Genomic DNA, 15317 nt, shown 5'->3' with positions numbered 1-15317 from the left:
GGACGGGGCAAACGGGAGGGGGATCGCCGGGCAGAATGGGCGGGCGACCGCAGCCGCGACGCGATGGGGGCCCGCCATGACCGCACATCCGGACGTCGTCGTCCTCGGAGCCGGCGTGAGCGGGCTCAGCACGGGCATCCGGCTGGCCGAGAGCGGCGCCCGGGTGCTCGTCCGCACGGCGGCGCCGCCCGTCCGCACCACCTCGGCGCTGGCGTCGGCGCTCGTCGGCCCGAACCTGTCGCCACCCGGCGACCCGCAACGCGCCTGGACCGACGAGACGCTGCGGGTGCTCGGCGCCGAGCCCATGCCGGGCGTGGTGTGGCGCGACGGCACGCTCGCCGCCTGGCCGGCCGGGGCGACGCCCCCGTACGCCGAGCAGACGCCGGGCTTCCGGCAGCTCGGCGACGACGAGCGGCCGGCCGGCTTCGGCACCGCGTTCACCGTCCGCCTGCCGCTGGTCGACATGCCGGTCTACCTCGCGTACCTCCTGGAGCGACTCCGCGACGGCGGCGGCGAGGTGCGCCAGGAGCCGGTCGGCTCGCTGGACGAGGCGGCGACGCTGGCCCCGGTGGTGGTCAACTGCGCCGGGCTGGCGGCGCGGGCCCTGACCGGCGACACCGGCCTGTACCCGGTGCGCGGCCCCCGGATCGTGGTGCGCAACCCCGGCCTGGAACGGTTCTTCATGGAGGCGCCGATGGCGCCGGCCTGGGCGTCGATCTTCCCGCACGGCGACCACGTGGTGCTCGGCGGCGGCCAGCGACGCAGCGACGACACCACCCCCGATCCGGCCGAGGAGGCCGACGTCCTCGCCCGGTGCGTCGCGATCGAACCCGCCCTGGCCGCCGCCGAGGTCCTCGAACACACAGTCGGGCTGCGTCCCGGCCGGGCGCCGCCGCGCGTGGCGGCGCAGCGGCGCGGCGACGCGCTCGTCGTGCACAACTACGGCCACGCGGGCAACGGCGTGATGCTGTCCTGGGGCTGCGCCCGCGACGCCGCCGCGCTCGCCCTCGGCGCCGCGCCGTCCGCCTGACGGCACGGTCAGGACACGGCGGTACGCACCAGCTCGGCGAGCTTCTTCTCCACCTCCGGGCTCCACCGCACCAGCGCGAACGACGCCGGCCACATGTCGCCGTCGTCGAGGTTCGCCGCCTCCTGGAAGCCCACCGTCGAGTAGCGGTACTTGAACTTCCCCGCGTCCTGGAAGAACACGACGATCTTGCCGGCGGCGTTGGCGTACGCGGGCATGCCGTACCAGGTCTTCGGCGCCAGCTCCGGCGCGGCGGACATGATCGTCATGTGCACGCGCTCGGCCAGCTCGCGGTCCTCCGGCGCCATCTGCGCGATCCGGTCGAGCACCGCCTGCAGGTCGTCGGCCTTCTTCGCGCCCTTCCTGCCCTCGGCGCGCAGCTCGGCCGCGCGCTCCTTCATCGCGGCGCGTTCCTCGGCAGTGAACCCGTCGGACATCTCGATCCCCCCTCGTGACTCGCGGTCCGCGTGGTGCCGACCGCCTGGCAGCAACGCTATGGCCCGGCGGTGGGCGCCCGCTTCTCGATTCCTGACCACCTGCCGGGACCACGGCGACCCGGCGCGGCACCTACCATCGCGGCCATGGCAACCCGGCTCGTACAGATCAACATGAAGGCACACGACGAGGTCGCGCTCGGCGGCTTCTGGGCGGAGGTGCTCGGCTGGGAGATCTCCAGCGAGGAACCCGGCGTGACCAACCTCGAACCCGCGGGCCTCACCTACCCGGACCCCCGCGCCCTCTACGTCGACCTCGTCGTCTCCACCGAGCCCAAGACGGCGAAGAACCGCGTCCACGTCGACCTCGCCACCACCTCGGCCGCGCACCACGCGGAGCTGGTCGCGCGCCTGACCGCGCTCGGCGCCACCCCCGCAGACGTGGGCCAGGGCGACGTGCCGTGGACGGTCCTGGCGGACCCGGAGGGCAACGAGTTCTGCGTACGCGAGCCGGACCCGCGGCGCGCGGACACCGGGCCGATCGCCGAGGTGGTGGTCGACTGCGCCGACCCGCGCGCCATGGCCGGCTTCTGGGGCCGGGCCACCGACTGGACCGTGCACGAGGTGACCGACCAGCAGGCGGTGTTGCGCTCCGCTCAGGGCGTCGGGCCCTACCTGCGGTTCGCCCGCAGCGCCGATGCGAAGACCGGGTGGAACCGGGTGCACCTCGACGTCCGCCCGTACCCGTCGGACGACCTGGACGCCGAGGTCGCCCGCCTGCGGACGCTCGGCGCCACCGACGCGGACCTGGGCGGGGCCGACATCCCGTGGCGGGTGCTGGTCGACCCGGAGGGCAACGAGTTCTGCGTCCTCACCCCGGGCTGACCCGCTGGCGGCGCCGGGCGGGCGAGGGCGCTCCGCCGGATTTCACGTTCCGACCCGGTGACGTCGTCGCGGGCCGATGAGTTTGACACGGTGCGGCGGTCTACCCGTCGAACCCACCTGAGAAGGAGCCCCGCGATGGCCACTGTCATCTCCACGCTGTTCATCTCGGCCGACGGTGTCGCCGAGATCGACCCCGACTGGCACTTCCCGTACTTCGACGACAACATGGGCCGCGCCGTCACCGAGGACTACGACACCTCCGACGTGCTGCTGATCGGCCGGGAGACGTACGACAGCTTCGCCGGCGCCTGGCCTGACCGGGAGGCCGCCGGCGGTGAGGACGCGCCGTTCGCCAAGCAGCTCGGCGACATGCGCAAGGTCGTCGTGTCCCGCCAGCCGCTGGAGTTCTCCTGGCGCAACTCGGAGCTGATCCAGGGCGACCTGACCGACGCCGTGCGCGCGCTCAAGGCCGACGCCGGCATCAAGGGCATCCTCATTCCCGGCTCGATCTCGGTGGTGCAGCAACTGCTCGCCGCGGGCCTGGTCGACGAGCTGCGGCTGCTGGTGCACCCGGTCGCCGCCCGCAAGGGCCGCCGGCTGTTCGACGAGGGCGACGCGCCGTACCACCTGCGGGTGGCCGCGACGGAGGCGTACCCGACCGGCGTGATCCGGGTGATCTACACCCCGGCGTCGGCGCCGGGCGCGGCCGGGTACGACGACATCAAGGACCAGGTGCCGGCCGGCAGCTGACGATCACGGGGCGGCGGCGGCCCGGTGTGCCGTGAAAGGATCCGCCGGTGCGTCGTGCTCCGCTGCTGCTGATCCCTGCGGCCGTGGCCGCCGTCGCCCACGTCGTCGGCGTCCTGGTGGCCGCACCGCTCTGGCGCGGCGCGGAGGTGCTGAGCCTGGCGGCCGAGCGGGCGTACGCCGTCGCCGCCGGACTGCCCGCCCCGCGCTGGGCGGTGCCGGCGGCGCTCGCACCGCTGATCGTGGACGCGGTCCGCACCATGCCGGCCGGGCCGGGCGCCGGGGACTTCGGCTGGACGGTGTACGGCAGCGGCGACAGCGCCGTCGACCGGACGGCCGGCTTCGACGCGGCGCTCGCCGGGAGCTGGGCGGCGCTTGTCGCGGTGGCGGTGCTGCTGGTCGCGTGCCGGGGCCATGGACGGCGCCGGCACCTGATCGCCGCCGCGGTCGCCGCCGCACCCGTCGTCGGGTACGCGGCAGTCCGGGTCACCGACATCGGCGTCGCCGTCGCCGCCGTCACCCCGGGCCTGGAGATCCGCACCGAGACCACGCTGACCCGGGTGGACGGTTCGGGGTACGACCAGGCCGACGTCGTGCCCGCGCTCGTCCTCGCGGTGGTGCCGCCGCTGGCGCTCGCACTCGCCGCGCTGGCGCTCGCCGTGCTGCTGGCCGGGCGGGGCCGACGGCTCGCCGCGACCGGCGCGGCACTGCTGGCGGTGCTCGCGTTGCCGCTGCTCGACGCGGGCATCGAGGCCGTGCACCTGCCGGTCTCGGCTGACGGCACCGCCCTGTTCGCCTGGTACGCCATCCCGCCCACCTTGGCGATGCCGCAACCGGTGGCGGCGTTGACGGTGGCGGTGGAGTTGGCCGCGTACCTGCTGCTCGTCGCCGGGCTGACCGGCGCGGACCGGGCCGCACCGGCGGCCGGTTGACCTCAGGCGGTCGACTCCAGCTCGTCGAAGGCCATGTTCCACCACGACTCCGGCTCGGCGAACGCGACCGGGTCGACCGGACGCAGGTCGTCGCGGATCGCCGCCGCCCGCGCGGCCCGCTCCCGCCCGCCGGGGTCGGTGGCGATGAGCTGCCCGAGCCGGTAGAGGAACTCCACGAACGCGGCGAACGTGCTGTTCACCGTCTCCAGGTTCGGTGTCTCCAGGTCCAGCAGGATCACCGCGCCGGTGCCCGCGTCCAGGCAGAACAGCAGCGCCGGGTCCTCCGGCGAGGCGCCCAGCACGACGTACGGGCGGGGGCCCTGGTCGCCCAGCTCGATCGACAGCGTGGAGAACAGCTCGACGTCGGGGACCGAGACGTCCACTGTGAACAGGATCGGCACCTCGACCGGAAGCGCGCCGTCGGGCGGGAACACCTCCGGCCCGAGCGGCCCGAGGATCGCGTCGAAACGCTGGTCGGGGAAGTAGATGACGCCCCGCTCACCCCACAGCGCGGTGAGCTGCTCGCGGGTGACTGTCACGGCTGCGCCTCGTCCTCGTCCTCGGCTTCGGCCTCGTCGAGCAGGCCCTGCCGGTCGAGGAACGCGTACCACCCGTCGTCGTCGGTGACCAGCTCGGCGTAGCCGGGGCCGAGCACGTAGTAGTGCACGAACGAGTCGAGGTCGGGCGCCAGTTCCTCGAAACTGTCGCCCATGAACCACTCGGTGCCGGTCGGCGGGAAGTACCAGACCGCCCCGGTGGCGCGCTCCAGGAAGATCGGCTCGTCGCTGCGTGTGCCGACGACGAGCCAGCCGCCCTTGTCCTGCGGGATGGGGGAGAAGTCGGGCGCGTAGTCGAGGAAGTACTGGACATCGGGCAGCCGGCCGGTCGAGGCCAGCTCGAACGCGCCGGCCCGCAGCCCGTCGGCCACGAGCAGGAACTCGCGGACGCCGTCCGGCAGCTCCGCCGGCACGTCGCCCTCGTCGGCCGGGTCGCCGATCTGCCCGTACGCGAGACTGGCCGGCTCGTCCGCGGCCAGGTCGGCGCGGAGTTCGGCGAGAAGCTGCGCGAGATCGGAAGTCAATCCACTACCTCTATTCGGATCGGGGTTCCGTCCGGCAGATTCTGGATCTGCCCCCAGATCTGGGAGCCGATGTCCGTGTTGGTTCTACCATGCAGCAGCTTGAGGTTGTCGACGGTGTCCGGCCCGCCGAGCTGCAGTTCCCACACGTGGTCGGGGTGGTAGTCGCTGAGCCGTTGACTGAGCCGGTTGGCGAGGTCCTTGTCGTGCGGCCAGTACTTGTCCCAGATCTTCTGGCGGATCCGGTCCTTGTACCCGTCGGTGAGGTTCTTGTCGCGGGCCACCGGGTTGGTGGCCTTGTAGAGCTTGCCGTCGTCGCTGAGCTTCTTCAGCGCGGCCATCTTGCGCCGGAACTGGGCGGTGGCGTGGAAGTCCCGGCGCTGCACCCGGACCACCTTCGTCGGCAGGCTCCGGTTGGGCCCGGTGACCCGGACGATCGGCTTCTCCAGCTTCTCGACCGCCTTGCGGACGATCTTGCCGGCCGCCGGTTTCGCGGCGGCGCCCCGGCCGCGCCTCGGGCTAGGCATCGAGCAGTCTTCCGATGACCTGGTCGATGAGCGCGCCGACGATCTCCCGGGTGATGATCTGGAAGATCGGGATCTCGGCCAGCGAGGCGCCGAACGTGACCACGCCGCCGGCGATCGCCTGGGCGACCTCGAACGCGAGGATGGCGAGCTGCACGATCACCGCGATCTTCAGCGCCAGGACGATCGCCGCGCAGATGATCAGCCCGGCGCCGAGCAGCATCGCCGCGGGCATGCTGTCGTGCAGCACGACCGGCCCGTTCTGCTCGCCGCCCCACCACTTCTGGAATGCCGCGATCGCCGGACCGACGTTCTGCGTCCACACCTGCGCGGCAGCCGCGTCCGCCGCGCCGGCCGCCGCCCCGATCCGGCCGCCGAACTCCAGCCACGCCTGGCCCATCTCGAAGAGCTTCTCCTCGTCGGCGGCCGGCCAGGTGTAGCCGATCCAGCCGAGCGCGGTGACCAGCTCACCCGGTAGTTGCAGTCCCACGGCTCAGCCCAGCCCGCCGGCCAGCGAACGCATGGCGCCCGCGCCGTCCTCGTCGACCCGCTCGTACGAGTCGGCCATCCCGGCGATGTCGGCGCCGGCTGCGGTGAACTCGTCGGCGGCCATGCCGACACAGTCGAAGATGTAGTTCGCCACCTCGGTGTAGGCGATGCCGATGAGCGACCCGATGTCGTCGGCGCCCCACGGCTCGCCGTAGCCCTGCATCCGTGCCTCGAACGCCTCCAGCTCGCCGGTGAACCGCTTGGCCGCGTCGGTGACGCCCCGCCCGGCGGCCCGGATCAGCGGCGGGTGCACCTCGAAGCCGCCGCCGCTCATCGCTGCCCGCCGCGTGCCATCCGCTCCTGCGCCTCGGTCAGCGCATCGAGGAACGACCCGAGCCGGGGAACGGCGGTGTCCCGTACCTCCTGCAACTGCTCCCGCAACTGCGACATGTCCGCGACCTGCGGATTCTCGCCGGTACGCAGCCCGTCGGCGGCCGCGTTCACCGCGCTGACGATGTGCGCGGTCAGCTCCTCGGAGCCGAGCCGCATCAGCCGCGGCTCGACGTGCAGCGCGTGGAGCTTGCCGTCGCGTCCCATCTCGGCGCGGACCTGCCCGTCGGCGGCCTCGCCGACCGCCGGTGTCTCCGGCTCGTCCGCCGGCGGCGGACCCACCGTCCGAAGTGCCGCCATCGTCGCGTCGAGCATGCGGGTGAAATCGCCGCTCATCGAAGGATCCGCACTCATGAGACCTCCCCAAGGCCAAACGCCACGAGCGTAACCGAGACGGACAAAGCGATTTGTCCCGTGCGACGCACGATCCGTCTTGGACACCGGGCGTCCGGGCGGCCACCATCGGCAGGAACACGGGTACGGGCGACGGGAGCGGAACATGACCGAGGCGGACGTGGTGGTGGTCGGCGGCGGGGTCATCGGGATGACGACAGCGCTCACGCTCCAGCGGCGGGGCGCCGCGGTCGGCGCGCTGACCGCCCACGACCCGGCCGACACGGTGTCCACCGTGGCCGCCGCCGTCTGGTACCCGAGCCACACCGACGAGGACCCACGGGTGCTGCGCTGGGCCCGGGACACCCACGCCGAGCTGCGCCGCCAGGCGGCCGACGGCGTGCCGGGGGTGGTCGACCGGCCCACCCGGATGTGGCTGCGCCACCACCCCTACGCCGGGCCGCCCTGGTGGGCCGACGCCTGCGGCGACCTGGTGGTCGAGCCGGCGGAGCCGCCGTACACCGCGCTGCTGCGGTTCACCGCCCCGTCGGTGGAGATGACCCCGTACCTCACCTGGCTGCGGGAGCGCCTGGAGTCGGGCGGCGGCCGGGTCGTCCGCCGTGCGCTGGGCACGCTCGCCGAGGCGTACGAGGTCGCGCCGGTCGTGGTCAACGCGACCGGTCTGGCCGCCGGGAGGCTCGCCGCCGACCCGGCCGTGTACCCGGCGCGCGGGCACGTCCTGCTGGTGGCGAACCCCGGCCTGACCGTCTCGGTTCGCGACGAGGGCGACCCGGCCGGCATCACGTACGTGCATCCGCGCCGCCACGACGTGGTGCTCGGCGGCACCTACGAGGCGGGGGTGTGGCACACCCGCCCCGACCCGGAGGAGGCGGCGGCGATCCGCCGCCGGTGCGTGGCGCTGGTGCCGCAACTCGCGGACGCGCCGGTGCTGGGGGAGCGGATCGGGCTGCGGCCGGCCCGGCACGGCGGCCCCCGGGTCGAGGTGGACCCGGCGGACGGGCGGCTGGTGCACGCGTACGGCCACGGCGGCGCCGGGGTGACGCTGTCCTGGGGCTCCGGGGCCGAGGTCGCCGATCTCGCCCTGAGTGTCTGACCGCGCGGTGCGGGCGGCCCCCCGCCGGAGCGCGCGGGCGGTAGCCTCGGCCCGGTGTCCGCCCGCCGCGCCGCACTGTCCGCCCTCGTCGCCCTGATCGCCGTCCACATCGGCTGCACGCTGGTCGCGCTCGCGGCCTACCGCCACCGGATCGGCGTGGTGACCCACGACGGCGCCAGTTTCCCGGTGGAGCTGCTCGACGCCGTGGTGCCCCTCCGCGACCTGCTGCCCGCCGTGCTCTGGCTGCTGCCGGTCACGCTGCTCGTCACGTTCGCGGCCCTCGGCTGCTGGGCCGCCCGGCGGACCGTCAGTCCCGGCGACGAGCGGCTACCGAGGGCGGCCTGGACCGCCGGCATCGCCGCGGTGCTGCTCAACCCGCTCGCGGCCGTGCGCTACGCGTCGGCCACCGCGAACGGCGGCGAGTACATGCGTACGGTGCAGGTGGAGACCACCCTCCTGGTGCTGGCCGCTGCCGTGGCCACCACGATGAGCGCGCTCGCCGTCGCCGGGTTCGTGCGGCGCTCTGAGACAGCGAGGTCGCCGTCGCGGATGCGGGTGGACGACTGGTCAGCGGGCCCGGCGGGACGAGAGTGACCTGTCCGCTCAGGTGTGTCTCGTCCACGCGACGAACCGGTGGAACAGTTCGTCGGGACGTGGGCCCGGATCGGGGTTGAGTCTCAGCAGGTCGGCGGCGGCGTCGAACAGGCATGTCGCCATGTAGATCGACAGCGCCACCCGGTCCCGCCGGTATTCCAGCAGCAACAACAGGCGCGCTGGCTGGCACGGCCACGGGCCGGCGCAGACCCGGCAGAGCCACAGCGGCCGGATCGCCACGTGCGGCCGGATCGTTCTGGGCGGGCGGCCCGGCGGCGAGGATGTCGGCATACCCCATACGGTGACCGAGGCGTTGACCCGAGTCAAGGAGCCAGGTCAACTGTCTAGCGTCCGGCGTATGGAGCTGGTGGGCGCAGCCGAGATTCGCGTGATGTTGGGCGGCATCAGCAAGCAGCGGGTCTACGTGATCACCAGTAACCGCAACTTCCCGGAGCCGGTGGCCGACCTCGTGCAGGGCAAGGTCTGGCTGAAGTCGGACGTCCAGGAGTGGATCAAGGAGCACCGGCCGGAGCTGGCCGCCGATTGAGCGTCCGGCTCACCGCTCCAGAACGGTGAGCCATTCGGCTGCGCGAGGCCGGTATCCGTGCAGCTCGAAGAGCCCGCGCACGATCGCCGGCACGTGCCCGGCGCCGTACACGATCGCCACGTCGATGCGCTCGGAGGACCGGGTACGGATCAGCTCGGACAACGCGGCGAGCAGCCGCTCGTCGCGTTCGCCGCCGAACGCGCGCTCGGCGTGCTCGGTGAACTCGTGGTCGGCGTACCGCTCGTCGGTGGGCGACGGCAGGTCGTTCACCTCGATCTCCGGTGAGAGCAGACGCCGGGTGCCGCCGAAGAACTGCATCACCGTCACGAACGGGATCACCAGCCACATCTGGAGGCGGTACCGCAGCGGCATCGCCCGCCAGCCCTCGGCGAACTCCGCCGCCGACACGTCCGGGTTGAGCACCTCGACGCCGAGGGACGCGTACGGGATGGGGTCCGTCACCAGGCCGGAGCGCCGGTTGGCCGGCATGGCCCGGTAGGTGAGTGTCAACGCCGAGCCGACCACCGACCGGCCGCTGACGCCCTCGACGACGAGCAGGTCGCATTCGCGGAGCCGCTTCGTGACCGCTGCGTAGAACCCCGGGCTCGCCACGTGGAGCATCGGGAACACCAGGAACTCCAACCGGCTTCCGGGCCGGCGTAGCCGGAGCACGGCGGAGCGGGTGCCGATGACGCTGTGTTCGATGATCTGCATGCCTGCCCCCCGTGGCTCGGCTGCTCTTGTCGGCAGGGTAGGGCGGCCGGGCAAAGGGTCCTGTGCGCGCGGCGGCGCGGACCGGTCAGGAATCGAGAAGCCCTGGGCGGGCGCCCCGACCTAGCGTTTCCGGCACGGGCCTCCCCGCCGGGGAGGCCACCGCCGGGAGGTAGGCATCAATGGATACGCGCATCCGCCAACTGCACCGCTGGCTCTCCGTCGCCTTCACCGTGACCGTCGTGATCACCTTCGTGGCGCTGGCGCAGAAGGACCCGATCGTGTGGGTCTCCTACGTGCCGCTGCTGCCGCTCGCCCTGCTCCTGATCAGCGGCCTCTACCTGTTCGCGCTGCCGTACCTGCGGCGTCGCCGCGCCGTCGCGCGCCCGCGCTGACCTGGGGGATTACCGGGGCCGGTCAGCGGGCAACACTGGCGGATGGACCAGAAGGTGATGGTGTTCGCCCCGGCCCCGCTGTTGACGGTGACGATCGAGCAGCAGGGCGAAGCGACCGAGCTGCATCTGCACCCGGGCGGGCAGGGCGTGTGGCAGAGCCGGATGATCGCCGCGCTCGGCGTGCCGGTGACCATGTGCGTGGGCCTCGGCGGCGAGGTCGGCGACGCGGTCCGCAAGCTGCTCGACGACGAGGACGTCACGGTACGGATGGTGCGGCGCGAGTCCGGCACCGGCTGGTACGTGCACGACCGGCGGGACGGCGAGCGGACCGAGATCGCCGAGAACCCGGGCGTGCCGATGGTGCGGCACGACATCGACGAGCTGTACACGGTGACGCTCACCGAAGGGCTGCGTGCCCCGGTGAGCGTGCTCAGCGGACCGGCCGACCCGGGTGTGGTGGACCCGGACATCTACCGGCGGCTCGCCGCCGACCTGAGCGCAAACGGCGGAATCGTGGTGGCCGACCTGTCCGGGCCGTACCTGGAGGCGGTGCTCGACGGCGGGGTGAGCGTGCTGAAGGTCAGCCACGAGGAACTGCTCGACGACGGCCTGGCCAAGGACGACAGCGTGGAGGCGCTGCGCGACGCCGGCCGGCGCTGCCAGGATCGGGGCGCGCGGACGGTGCTGATCAGCCGGGCCGGGGAGCCCGCGCTGGCGCTGCCGGAGGACGGCGAGGCGCTGCTGGTGCACGCCCCGCCGCTGGAGCTGGCCGACCACCGGGGCGCCGGTGACTCGATGACCGCCGGGGTGGCGGCGGTGCTGGCCCGGGGCGGCGACATGCGGGAGGCGCTGCACGTCGGGGCCGCCGCGGGGGCGCTGAACGTGACCCGGCACGGGCTGGGCACCGGCCGGGCCGAGGCGGTACGGGAACTGGCCGGCCGGGTGCGGCTGACCCCGCTGGACGGTGGCGACGATGACGGCTGACCGGCCGCCCCGGGTGCTGGTGACGAACGACGACGGCGTGCACGCCCCCGGCATCCGCGCGCTGGCCCGGGCCGCGTACGAACGTGGGTTGGACGTGGTGGTCGCCGCGCCGCGGCACGAGGCGAGCGGGATGAGCGCGGCGCTGTCCGCGGTGACCGAGGACGGGCGGCTGGTGTTCGGCGAGACCGAGCTGGACGGCCTGCCCGACGTGCCCGCGTACGCGGTGGCGGCCTCACCCGCGTACATCGCGGTGCTGGCCGGGCTCGGCGTGTTCGGGCCGGTGCCGGACCTGCTGCTGTCCGGCATCAACCGGGGCGCCAACGCCGGCCACGCGGTCCTGCACTCCGGCACCGTCGGCGCGGCGCTGACCGCGGGCAACAACGGCATCCGTGCGCTCGCCGTGTCGCTCGACGTGCTCACCCCGGCGGCGGCGAGCGCGGGCAGCGGCGGCGCGGCGATAGCGGTGCTGGACAGCGTGGACGACGAGTCCCGCCACTGGGCGACCGCCGCCGAGCTGACCGCGACGCTGCTGCCCTGGCTGGCCGAGGCGGACCCGGGCACGGTGCTCAACCTCAACGTGCCCGACCTGCCGGCCGATCAGGTGGCCGGGCTGCGGCAGGCGACACTCGCGCCGTTCGGTCAGGTGCAGGTGTCCGTCGCCGAGCGGGGCGAGGGGTTCGTGCGTACGGCGGTGGAGGAGAACGCGGTCCGCGCGGTCCCCGGCACCGACATCGCCTGGCTGGCCGACGGGTACGCCGCCGTCACCGCGATCCGGGCGCTCGGGCACCTGCCCGACGTCGAACTGCCGGTCGACCGGTGAGGGACGGCTCCGCCCCGCCACCTCGTGCGGGCGGCGGGGCGGAGAGCGTCACTCGCCGGCGGCGCGCCGCCGGTCGGCCTCGGCGTCGGCGGCGCCCACCGGGGTGCCGTCGCTGTCCCGGTCGGCCCCGGACAGGTCCACGTCGGCGCCGGCCCGGGCGGCGTCGGCAGCCGCGTCGTCGGCGCCGACGACCTCACCGCCGCCGGTCTGTCCGTCGTCGGGGACCAGTTGCCCGGCGGTGGCCAGCCCGATCGGTGCGTACCTGGGGTCGGTCATCTCGTCCTCCTCACCGGTGTTCCTCCGGAAGCGGTACCCCGGTACGGGACGCGGCACACGCGCGCGGGTCAGCGGCCCCGGTCGAGGAAGTCCAGGGTGACCGCGGCGAACAGCGGCGACTGGTCGATGTCGTAGTGGGTCAGGCCGGGCAGGATCGCCAGCGCGTGCCCGCCCGCCGGACGGCCCTCGCCGGTCCAGCCGCCGTCGCGCCGGCCGCCGTCGAGCAGCTCGAACACCTCCACGAAGTGGCTCGGCGGGGCCATGTCGGCGTCGGCGGCGACCACGAGCGTCGGCACCCGCAGGGCACGCACCTGGTCGGCGAGGTCGAAGTCCTTCCGCATCGCCTCGCCGATCTTGTCGAGCAGCCGGGGGAAGTCCTCCGGACGCGGCGCGACCCGCTGGTACAGCTCGTACATCGGGGTGTCCTTCAGGTACGCGGCCGCCGCGGCGTTGACCTGACCCTGCTGCGCCAGCATGTCCGGGTAGACGGCGTCGCGGCGGATGTGCGCGGACGCGGCGACCAGCCGGCCGATCTTCTCCGGGTGCCGGAAACCGACGTGCAGGGCGACGCCGCCGCCGAGGGAGAAGCCGACCACGTCCGGCCGGTCCAGCCCGAGGTGGTCGATCAGCGCGGCGACGTCGTCGGCCATCAACGCCATGTCGAGCGGCCGGTCCACGTCGGCGGTGCGGCCGTGCCCCTGCAGGTCCACCACGACGACCTGGTGTTTCGCGGTGAGCACGGGCAGGATCGGCGCGAACATCTCGCCCGAGGTGAGGCCGCCGTGCAGCAGGATCATCGGCCGTCCGCTGCCGTGTGTCTCGTGGTAGAGGCGTACGCCGTTGACGTCGGCGTACCGCCCGGGGGCGTGGGTCTCGTCGCGCTGCGTGGTGGTCATCGGTGCTCCTCGGGTGTGCTGACCTGACCACCGGTGGACCGGGCGGACGGGGCGTACTCATCGCCGCGCGCCCGGGGTACTCGCGTTCATGCAGCATGTGGGCTAGTTTCAGCCGGGTGAGCGAGGTGGCGAGCGTTCCCGTCGAGGCGCAACTAGAGGCGTACCGGTCGGAGCTGACCGGCTACTGCTACCGGATGCTGGGTTCGGCCTTCGAAGCCGAGGACGCGGTGCAGGACACCTTCGTCCGGGCCTGGCGCAACTTCGACAAGTTCGAGGGGCGGTCCGCGCTGCGGACCTGGCTCTACCGGATCGCCACGAACGTCTGCCTCAGCATGGCCACCAGCGCGCAGCGCCGGGTCCGGCCGATGGACCTCGGCCCGGCGGGCGTCGGCACGGCCACCCATCCCGGCGAGCCGCGCCCGGAGCAGATCTGGGTCGGCCCGGCGCCCGACGACCGGGTGCTGCCCGAGGTCGCCGACCCGGCCGAGGTGGTCGCCGGCCGCGAGTCGGTGCGGCTGGCGTTCGTCGCGGCGTTGCAGCACCTGCCGCCGAAGCAGCGGGCCGTGCTGATCCTGCGCGAGGTGCTCGCCTGGTCCGCCCAGGAGGTCGCCGATCTGCTGGACACGTCGGTGGCGAGCGTCAACAGCGCGCTGCAGCGGGCGCGGGCCACGACCGCCTCGGCCGACACCGAGGCCGACGCGCGCCGTCCGCTCGACGAGGAGCAGCAGGCGCTGCTCGCCCGCTACGTGCGCGCGTTCGAGGCGTACGACCTGACGGCGCTGACCGCGCTGCTGCACGAGGACGCGACGCTGTCGATGCCGCCGCTGCCGCTGTGGCTGCGCGGCCCCGCGCACATCGCGGACTGGATGGCCGGCACCGGCAGCGGCTGCCGCGGGTCCCGGCTGGTGCCGACGGCCGCCAACGGAATGCCCGCGTTCGGGCACTACCGGCGTGACCCCGACGGCTCAGGACATGTGCCGTGGGCGCTGATCGTCATCGGCGTCTCCGGCGGCCGGATCACGTCGCTCAACAACTTCCTCGACGTCGACCGCCTGTTCCCGCTGTTCGGGCTGCCCGACCGGCTGGAGGAGGGCGCCGGCCAGCCCGAGCAGGCCGGCCAGCTCGCGTAGGTCGTCACCCGCCCCGCGTACCTCCAGCCCCCAGCCGAAGCGGCGCGCGGTCAGGCGCAGCCGCGCCAGCACCTCGACCGTGACCAGGTCGGGCGCGGCGACCGCGGACACGTCGCACACCACCACGCCCCGGTCTCGGCCGCGCAGCGCCTCGGCCAGTTCGGCGCAGCGGGCGGCGATGTCCGCGCGGGTCGGCGTCCCGCCGGCCAGGGAGAGCATGTGCGTGATCACACGCATTGGACCGGCGTACGTCCCGGCTCTCATCGGTACGCGCGTGCCGAACCGCGTGCAGTTACATCGACGTTAACTGCTATACCAATCATCGGTGCTCGGCTATATGATCCCGGTAGTTCACCCCGAAGCCTCACGAAACCGCAGCTCCCCGCACCCCTCGGGTCGAACTCCGCAAGCCAGGTGCCCCGCATCGTCGTGCCTGGCGACCGCCCGGCGTTGCGGTTCAACCTGCCGGAAAGGTGGGAACGGATGACAGGGATGCCGTCCTTGGTCATCGGCGTCGCGTCCTCGTCGGCCGAGCGACGGCAGCTCGCCCAGCTGCTCGGCGGCACCGAGGCGTTCCTGATCGTCTCCAGCGTCCACCAGGCCCGCCGCTTCCTCGACCTGGTCCGTCGTCCGTCCGGCCCGCCGCCGTCCCGGCCGCAACCCGCCGGTGAGCCGCCCGCTCCGTCGTCCGGCGCGTCCTCCGTCCCGTCGTCCGGGCTGGAGCTGGGTGTCGACTCCGACCGGCGGGTGCTGCGCTGGCGGGAGCGCGAGGTCGGCTTGACGCCGCTGGAGCACGACCTGCTGGTCTGCCTGGCCGGCACGCCCGGTCAGGTGTGGACGTACGCCCGGCTGCACCGCGCGGTCTGGGGCAACGACCACCTGGGGCGGGGCTCGGACATGCACTCGGTGGTACGCCGCATCCGGCGCAAGCTCGCCCGCCTCAACGTCCCCGCCACCATCCACGCCGTCCGAGGCGTCGGCTTCCGCCTGACCCCACCCTGACCCCGCCCC

General features: G+C 73.5%; 23 protein-coding genes and 1 pseudogene. 12 read left to right on the top strand and 12 right to left on the bottom strand.

From position 1 onward, the window contains the following. The first annotated feature begins 76 nt into the window (after positions 1 to 76). Positions 77 to 1030: an FAD-dependent oxidoreductase gene (locus tag BAW75_RS26450; RefSeq protein ID WP_104115273.1), complete on the top strand. Its 954-nt coding sequence runs from the start codon at positions 77 to 79 to the stop codon at positions 1028 to 1030. A gap of 8 nt (positions 1031 to 1038) precedes the next feature. Here the strand turns inward: BAW75_RS26450 and BAW75_RS26445 are convergent, their stop codons facing one another. Continuing rightward, positions 1039 to 1464, bottom strand: coding sequence for an iron chaperone (locus BAW75_RS26445; protein WP_043325168.1), 426 nt, complete (start codon positions 1462 to 1464; stop codon positions 1039 to 1041). Between the two features lie 144 nt (positions 1465 to 1608). Here BAW75_RS26445 and BAW75_RS26440 point away from each other — a divergent pair, with 144 nt between their 5' ends. The 3 genes from BAW75_RS26440 to BAW75_RS26430 all read left to right on the top strand — a co-directional run bounded on the left by BAW75_RS26440 (position 1609) and on the right by BAW75_RS26430 (position 4025). Continuing rightward, on the top strand, positions 1609 to 2346 hold the full coding sequence (locus BAW75_RS26440) for a VOC family protein (RefSeq protein ID WP_104115272.1): 738 nt from the start codon (positions 1609 to 1611) through the stop codon (positions 2344 to 2346). A 135-nt stretch (positions 2347 to 2481) separates the two neighbouring features. After that, positions 2482 to 3096 carry a dihydrofolate reductase family protein gene (locus tag BAW75_RS26435; protein ID WP_104115271.1) on the top strand — a complete coding sequence of 205 codons (615 nt, stop codon included), beginning with the start codon at positions 2482 to 2484 and terminating at the stop codon, positions 3094 to 3096. A gap of 47 nt (positions 3097 to 3143) precedes the next feature. Further along, a complete protein-coding gene (locus BAW75_RS26430; RefSeq protein ID WP_104115270.1) occupies positions 3144 to 4025 on the top strand; it encodes a hypothetical protein in 882 nt (293 codons plus the stop codon). Positions 4026 to 4027: 2 nt separating this feature from the next. On the opposite strand, the gene BAW75_RS26425 is transcribed toward BAW75_RS26430, so the two are convergent. The 6 genes from BAW75_RS26425 to BAW75_RS26400 are packed head-to-tail and all read right to left on the bottom strand — an operon-like array spanning position 4028 to position 6842. Next, positions 4028 to 4564 (bottom strand): SUKH-4 family immunity protein, encoded by a 537-nt coding sequence (locus BAW75_RS26425; protein ID WP_013285189.1) that lies wholly within the window; start codon positions 4562 to 4564, stop codon positions 4028 to 4030. Next, positions 4561 to 5106 (bottom strand): SUKH-4 family immunity protein, encoded by a 546-nt coding sequence (locus BAW75_RS26420; protein WP_104115269.1) that lies wholly within the window; start codon positions 5104 to 5106, stop codon positions 4561 to 4563. Before BAW75_RS26420 ends, BAW75_RS26425 begins: the two co-directional genes overlap by 4 nt. Next, positions 5103 to 5630: a hypothetical protein gene (locus tag BAW75_RS26415; protein ID WP_043325163.1), complete on the bottom strand. Its 528-nt coding sequence runs from the start codon at positions 5628 to 5630 to the stop codon at positions 5103 to 5105. Before BAW75_RS26415 ends, BAW75_RS26420 begins: the two co-directional genes overlap by 4 nt. Further along, positions 5623 to 6117: a WXG100-like domain-containing protein gene (locus BAW75_RS26410; RefSeq protein WP_104115268.1), complete on the bottom strand. Its 495-nt coding sequence runs from the start codon at positions 6115 to 6117 to the stop codon at positions 5623 to 5625. Before BAW75_RS26410 ends, BAW75_RS26415 begins: the two co-directional genes overlap by 8 nt. A gap of 3 nt (positions 6118 to 6120) precedes the next feature. Then, on the bottom strand, positions 6121 to 6450 hold the full coding sequence (locus tag BAW75_RS26405) for a hypothetical protein (RefSeq protein WP_043325161.1): 330 nt from the start codon (positions 6448 to 6450) through the stop codon (positions 6121 to 6123). Further along, positions 6447 to 6842: a YbaB/EbfC family nucleoid-associated protein gene (locus BAW75_RS26400; protein WP_244206277.1), complete on the bottom strand. Its 396-nt coding sequence runs from the start codon at positions 6840 to 6842 to the stop codon at positions 6447 to 6449. Before BAW75_RS26400 ends, BAW75_RS26405 begins: the two co-directional genes overlap by 4 nt. A 163-nt stretch (positions 6843 to 7005) precedes the next feature. Here BAW75_RS26400 and BAW75_RS26395 point away from each other — a divergent pair, with 163 nt between their 5' ends. Together BAW75_RS26395 and BAW75_RS26390 are read left to right on the top strand one after the other, a co-directional pair. After that, on the top strand, positions 7006 to 7953 hold the full coding sequence (locus BAW75_RS26395; RefSeq protein WP_104115266.1) for an FAD-dependent oxidoreductase: 948 nt from the start codon (positions 7006 to 7008) through the stop codon (positions 7951 to 7953). A gap of 54 nt (positions 7954 to 8007) precedes the next feature. Next, a complete protein-coding gene (locus tag BAW75_RS26390; RefSeq protein WP_043325159.1) occupies positions 8008 to 8547 on the top strand; it encodes a hypothetical protein in 540 nt (179 codons plus the stop codon). A 9-nt stretch (positions 8548 to 8556) separates the two neighbouring features. Here BAW75_RS26390 and BAW75_RS26385 read toward each other — a convergent pair whose 3' ends face one another. After that, positions 8557 to 8838, bottom strand: a complete 282-nt coding sequence (locus BAW75_RS26385; protein WP_069089978.1) for a hypothetical protein — start codon at positions 8836 to 8838, stop codon at positions 8557 to 8559. 67 nt (positions 8839 to 8905) lie between these two features. Between BAW75_RS26385 and BAW75_RS26380 the strand changes: the two genes are divergently transcribed. Beyond that, complete coding sequence (locus BAW75_RS26380; protein ID WP_043325157.1) at positions 8906 to 9094, top strand: hypothetical protein; 189 nt, start codon at positions 8906 to 8908, stop codon at positions 9092 to 9094. A gap of 9 nt (positions 9095 to 9103) precedes the next feature. On the opposite strand, the gene BAW75_RS26375 is transcribed toward BAW75_RS26380, so the two are convergent. After that, positions 9104 to 9808 carry a hypothetical protein gene (locus BAW75_RS26375; protein ID WP_104115265.1) on the bottom strand — a complete coding sequence of 235 codons (705 nt, stop codon included), beginning with the start codon at positions 9806 to 9808 and terminating at the stop codon, positions 9104 to 9106. 179 nt (positions 9809 to 9987) lie between these two features. Between BAW75_RS26375 and BAW75_RS26370 the strand changes: the two genes are divergently transcribed. From BAW75_RS26370 to surE, 3 genes are read left to right on the top strand one after another with little or no spacing between them, the layout of a single operon-like run. Next, a complete protein-coding gene (locus BAW75_RS26370; RefSeq protein WP_043325155.1) occupies positions 9988 to 10200 on the top strand; it encodes a hypothetical protein in 213 nt (70 codons plus the stop codon). Between the two features lie 42 nt (positions 10201 to 10242). After that, positions 10243 to 11184: a 1-phosphofructokinase family hexose kinase gene (locus tag BAW75_RS26365; protein ID WP_244206276.1), complete on the top strand. Its 942-nt coding sequence runs from the start codon at positions 10243 to 10245 to the stop codon at positions 11182 to 11184. Further along, a complete protein-coding gene (gene surE, locus BAW75_RS26360) occupies positions 11174 to 12004 on the top strand; it encodes a 5'/3'-nucleotidase SurE (protein ID WP_104115264.1) in 831 nt (276 codons plus the stop codon). The genes BAW75_RS26365 and surE overlap by 11 nt, the downstream gene beginning before the upstream one ends. Positions 12005 to 12052: 48 nt before the next feature. On the opposite strand, the gene BAW75_RS26355 is transcribed toward surE, so the two are convergent. Continuing rightward, positions 12053 to 12280 carry a hypothetical protein gene (locus BAW75_RS26355; protein ID WP_043330397.1) on the bottom strand — a complete coding sequence of 76 codons (228 nt, stop codon included), beginning with the start codon at positions 12278 to 12280 and terminating at the stop codon, positions 12053 to 12055. Positions 12281 to 12348: 68 nt separating this feature from the next. Further along, positions 12349 to 13176 (bottom strand): alpha/beta fold hydrolase, encoded by an 828-nt coding sequence (locus BAW75_RS26350; RefSeq protein WP_104115263.1) that lies wholly within the window; start codon positions 13174 to 13176, stop codon positions 12349 to 12351. 95 nt (positions 13177 to 13271) lie between these two features. Here BAW75_RS26350 and BAW75_RS26345 point away from each other — a divergent pair, with 95 nt between their 5' ends. Further along, positions 13272 to 14306, top strand: a complete 1035-nt coding sequence (locus BAW75_RS26345; RefSeq protein WP_104115262.1) for a sigma-70 family RNA polymerase sigma factor — start codon at positions 13272 to 13274, stop codon at positions 14304 to 14306. Between the two features lie 30 nt (positions 14307 to 14336). Here the strand turns inward: BAW75_RS26345 and BAW75_RS33095 are convergent. Further along, a pseudogene (locus BAW75_RS33095) lies at positions 14337 to 14525 on the bottom strand (hypothetical protein); the annotation flags it as partial. A 264-nt stretch (positions 14526 to 14789) separates the two neighbouring features. Between BAW75_RS33095 and BAW75_RS26335 the strand changes: the two are divergent. Continuing rightward, positions 14790 to 15308 (top strand): winged helix-turn-helix domain-containing protein, encoded by a 519-nt coding sequence (locus BAW75_RS26335; RefSeq protein WP_043330395.1) that lies wholly within the window; start codon positions 14790 to 14792, stop codon positions 15306 to 15308. Positions 15309 to 15317 lie beyond the last annotated feature (9 nt).

The sequence above is a fragment of the Micromonospora chalcea genome, from assembly GCF_002926165.1.
Classification (GTDB): Bacteria; Actinomycetota; Actinomycetes; order Mycobacteriales; family Micromonosporaceae; genus Micromonospora; species Micromonospora chalcea.
The sequence above is the reverse complement of the archived record's forward strand: the minus strand, read 5'-3'. Positions and strand labels throughout refer to the sequence as shown.

Excerpts from the sequence above, each read along its gene's own strand:
- BAW75_RS26450 (WP_104115273.1), top strand. The coding sequence starts at position 77 with ATGACCGCACATCCGGACGTCGTCGTCCTCGGAGCCGGCGTGAGCGGG.
- BAW75_RS26445 (WP_043325168.1), bottom strand. The coding sequence starts at position 1,464 with ATGTCCGACGGGTTCACTGCCGAGGAACGCGCCGCGATGAAGGAGCGC.
- BAW75_RS26440 (WP_104115272.1), top strand. The coding sequence starts at position 1,609 with ATGGCAACCCGGCTCGTACAGATCAACATGAAGGCACACGACGAGGTC.
- BAW75_RS26435 (WP_104115271.1), top strand. The coding sequence starts at position 2,482 with ATGGCCACTGTCATCTCCACGCTGTTCATCTCGGCCGACGGTGTCGCC.
- BAW75_RS26415 (WP_043325163.1), bottom strand. The coding sequence starts at position 5,630 with ATGCCTAGCCCGAGGCGCGGCCGGGGCGCCGCCGCGAAACCGGCGGCC.
- BAW75_RS26405 (WP_043325161.1), bottom strand. The coding sequence starts at position 6,450 with ATGAGCGGCGGCGGCTTCGAGGTGCACCCGCCGCTGATCCGGGCCGCC.
- BAW75_RS26400 (WP_244206277.1), bottom strand. The coding sequence starts at position 6,842 with ATGAGCGGCGATTTCACCCGCATGCTCGACGCGACGATGGCGGCACTT.
- BAW75_RS26395 (WP_104115266.1), top strand. The coding sequence starts at position 7,006 with ATGACCGAGGCGGACGTGGTGGTGGTCGGCGGCGGGGTCATCGGGATG.
- BAW75_RS26385 (WP_069089978.1), bottom strand. The coding sequence starts at position 8,838 with ATGCCGACATCCTCGCCGCCGGGCCGCCCGCCCAGAACGATCCGGCCG.
- BAW75_RS26380 (WP_043325157.1), top strand. The coding sequence starts at position 8,906 with ATGGAGCTGGTGGGCGCAGCCGAGATTCGCGTGATGTTGGGCGGCATC.
- BAW75_RS26375 (WP_104115265.1), bottom strand. The coding sequence starts at position 9,808 with ATGCAGATCATCGAACACAGCGTCATCGGCACCCGCTCCGCCGTGCTC.
- BAW75_RS26370 (WP_043325155.1), top strand. The coding sequence starts at position 9,988 with ATGGATACGCGCATCCGCCAACTGCACCGCTGGCTCTCCGTCGCCTTC.
- BAW75_RS26365 (WP_244206276.1), top strand. The coding sequence starts at position 10,243 with ATGGACCAGAAGGTGATGGTGTTCGCCCCGGCCCCGCTGTTGACGGTG.
- surE (WP_104115264.1), top strand. The coding sequence starts at position 11,174 with ATGACGGCTGACCGGCCGCCCCGGGTGCTGGTGACGAACGACGACGGC.
- BAW75_RS26355 (WP_043330397.1), bottom strand. The coding sequence starts at position 12,280 with ATGACCGACCCCAGGTACGCACCGATCGGGCTGGCCACCGCCGGGCAA.
- BAW75_RS26350 (WP_104115263.1), bottom strand. The coding sequence starts at position 13,176 with ATGACCACCACGCAGCGCGACGAGACCCACGCCCCCGGGCGGTACGCC.
- BAW75_RS26345 (WP_104115262.1), top strand. The coding sequence starts at position 13,272 with ATGTGGGCTAGTTTCAGCCGGGTGAGCGAGGTGGCGAGCGTTCCCGTC.
- BAW75_RS26335 (WP_043330395.1), top strand. The coding sequence starts at position 14,790 with ATGACAGGGATGCCGTCCTTGGTCATCGGCGTCGCGTCCTCGTCGGCC.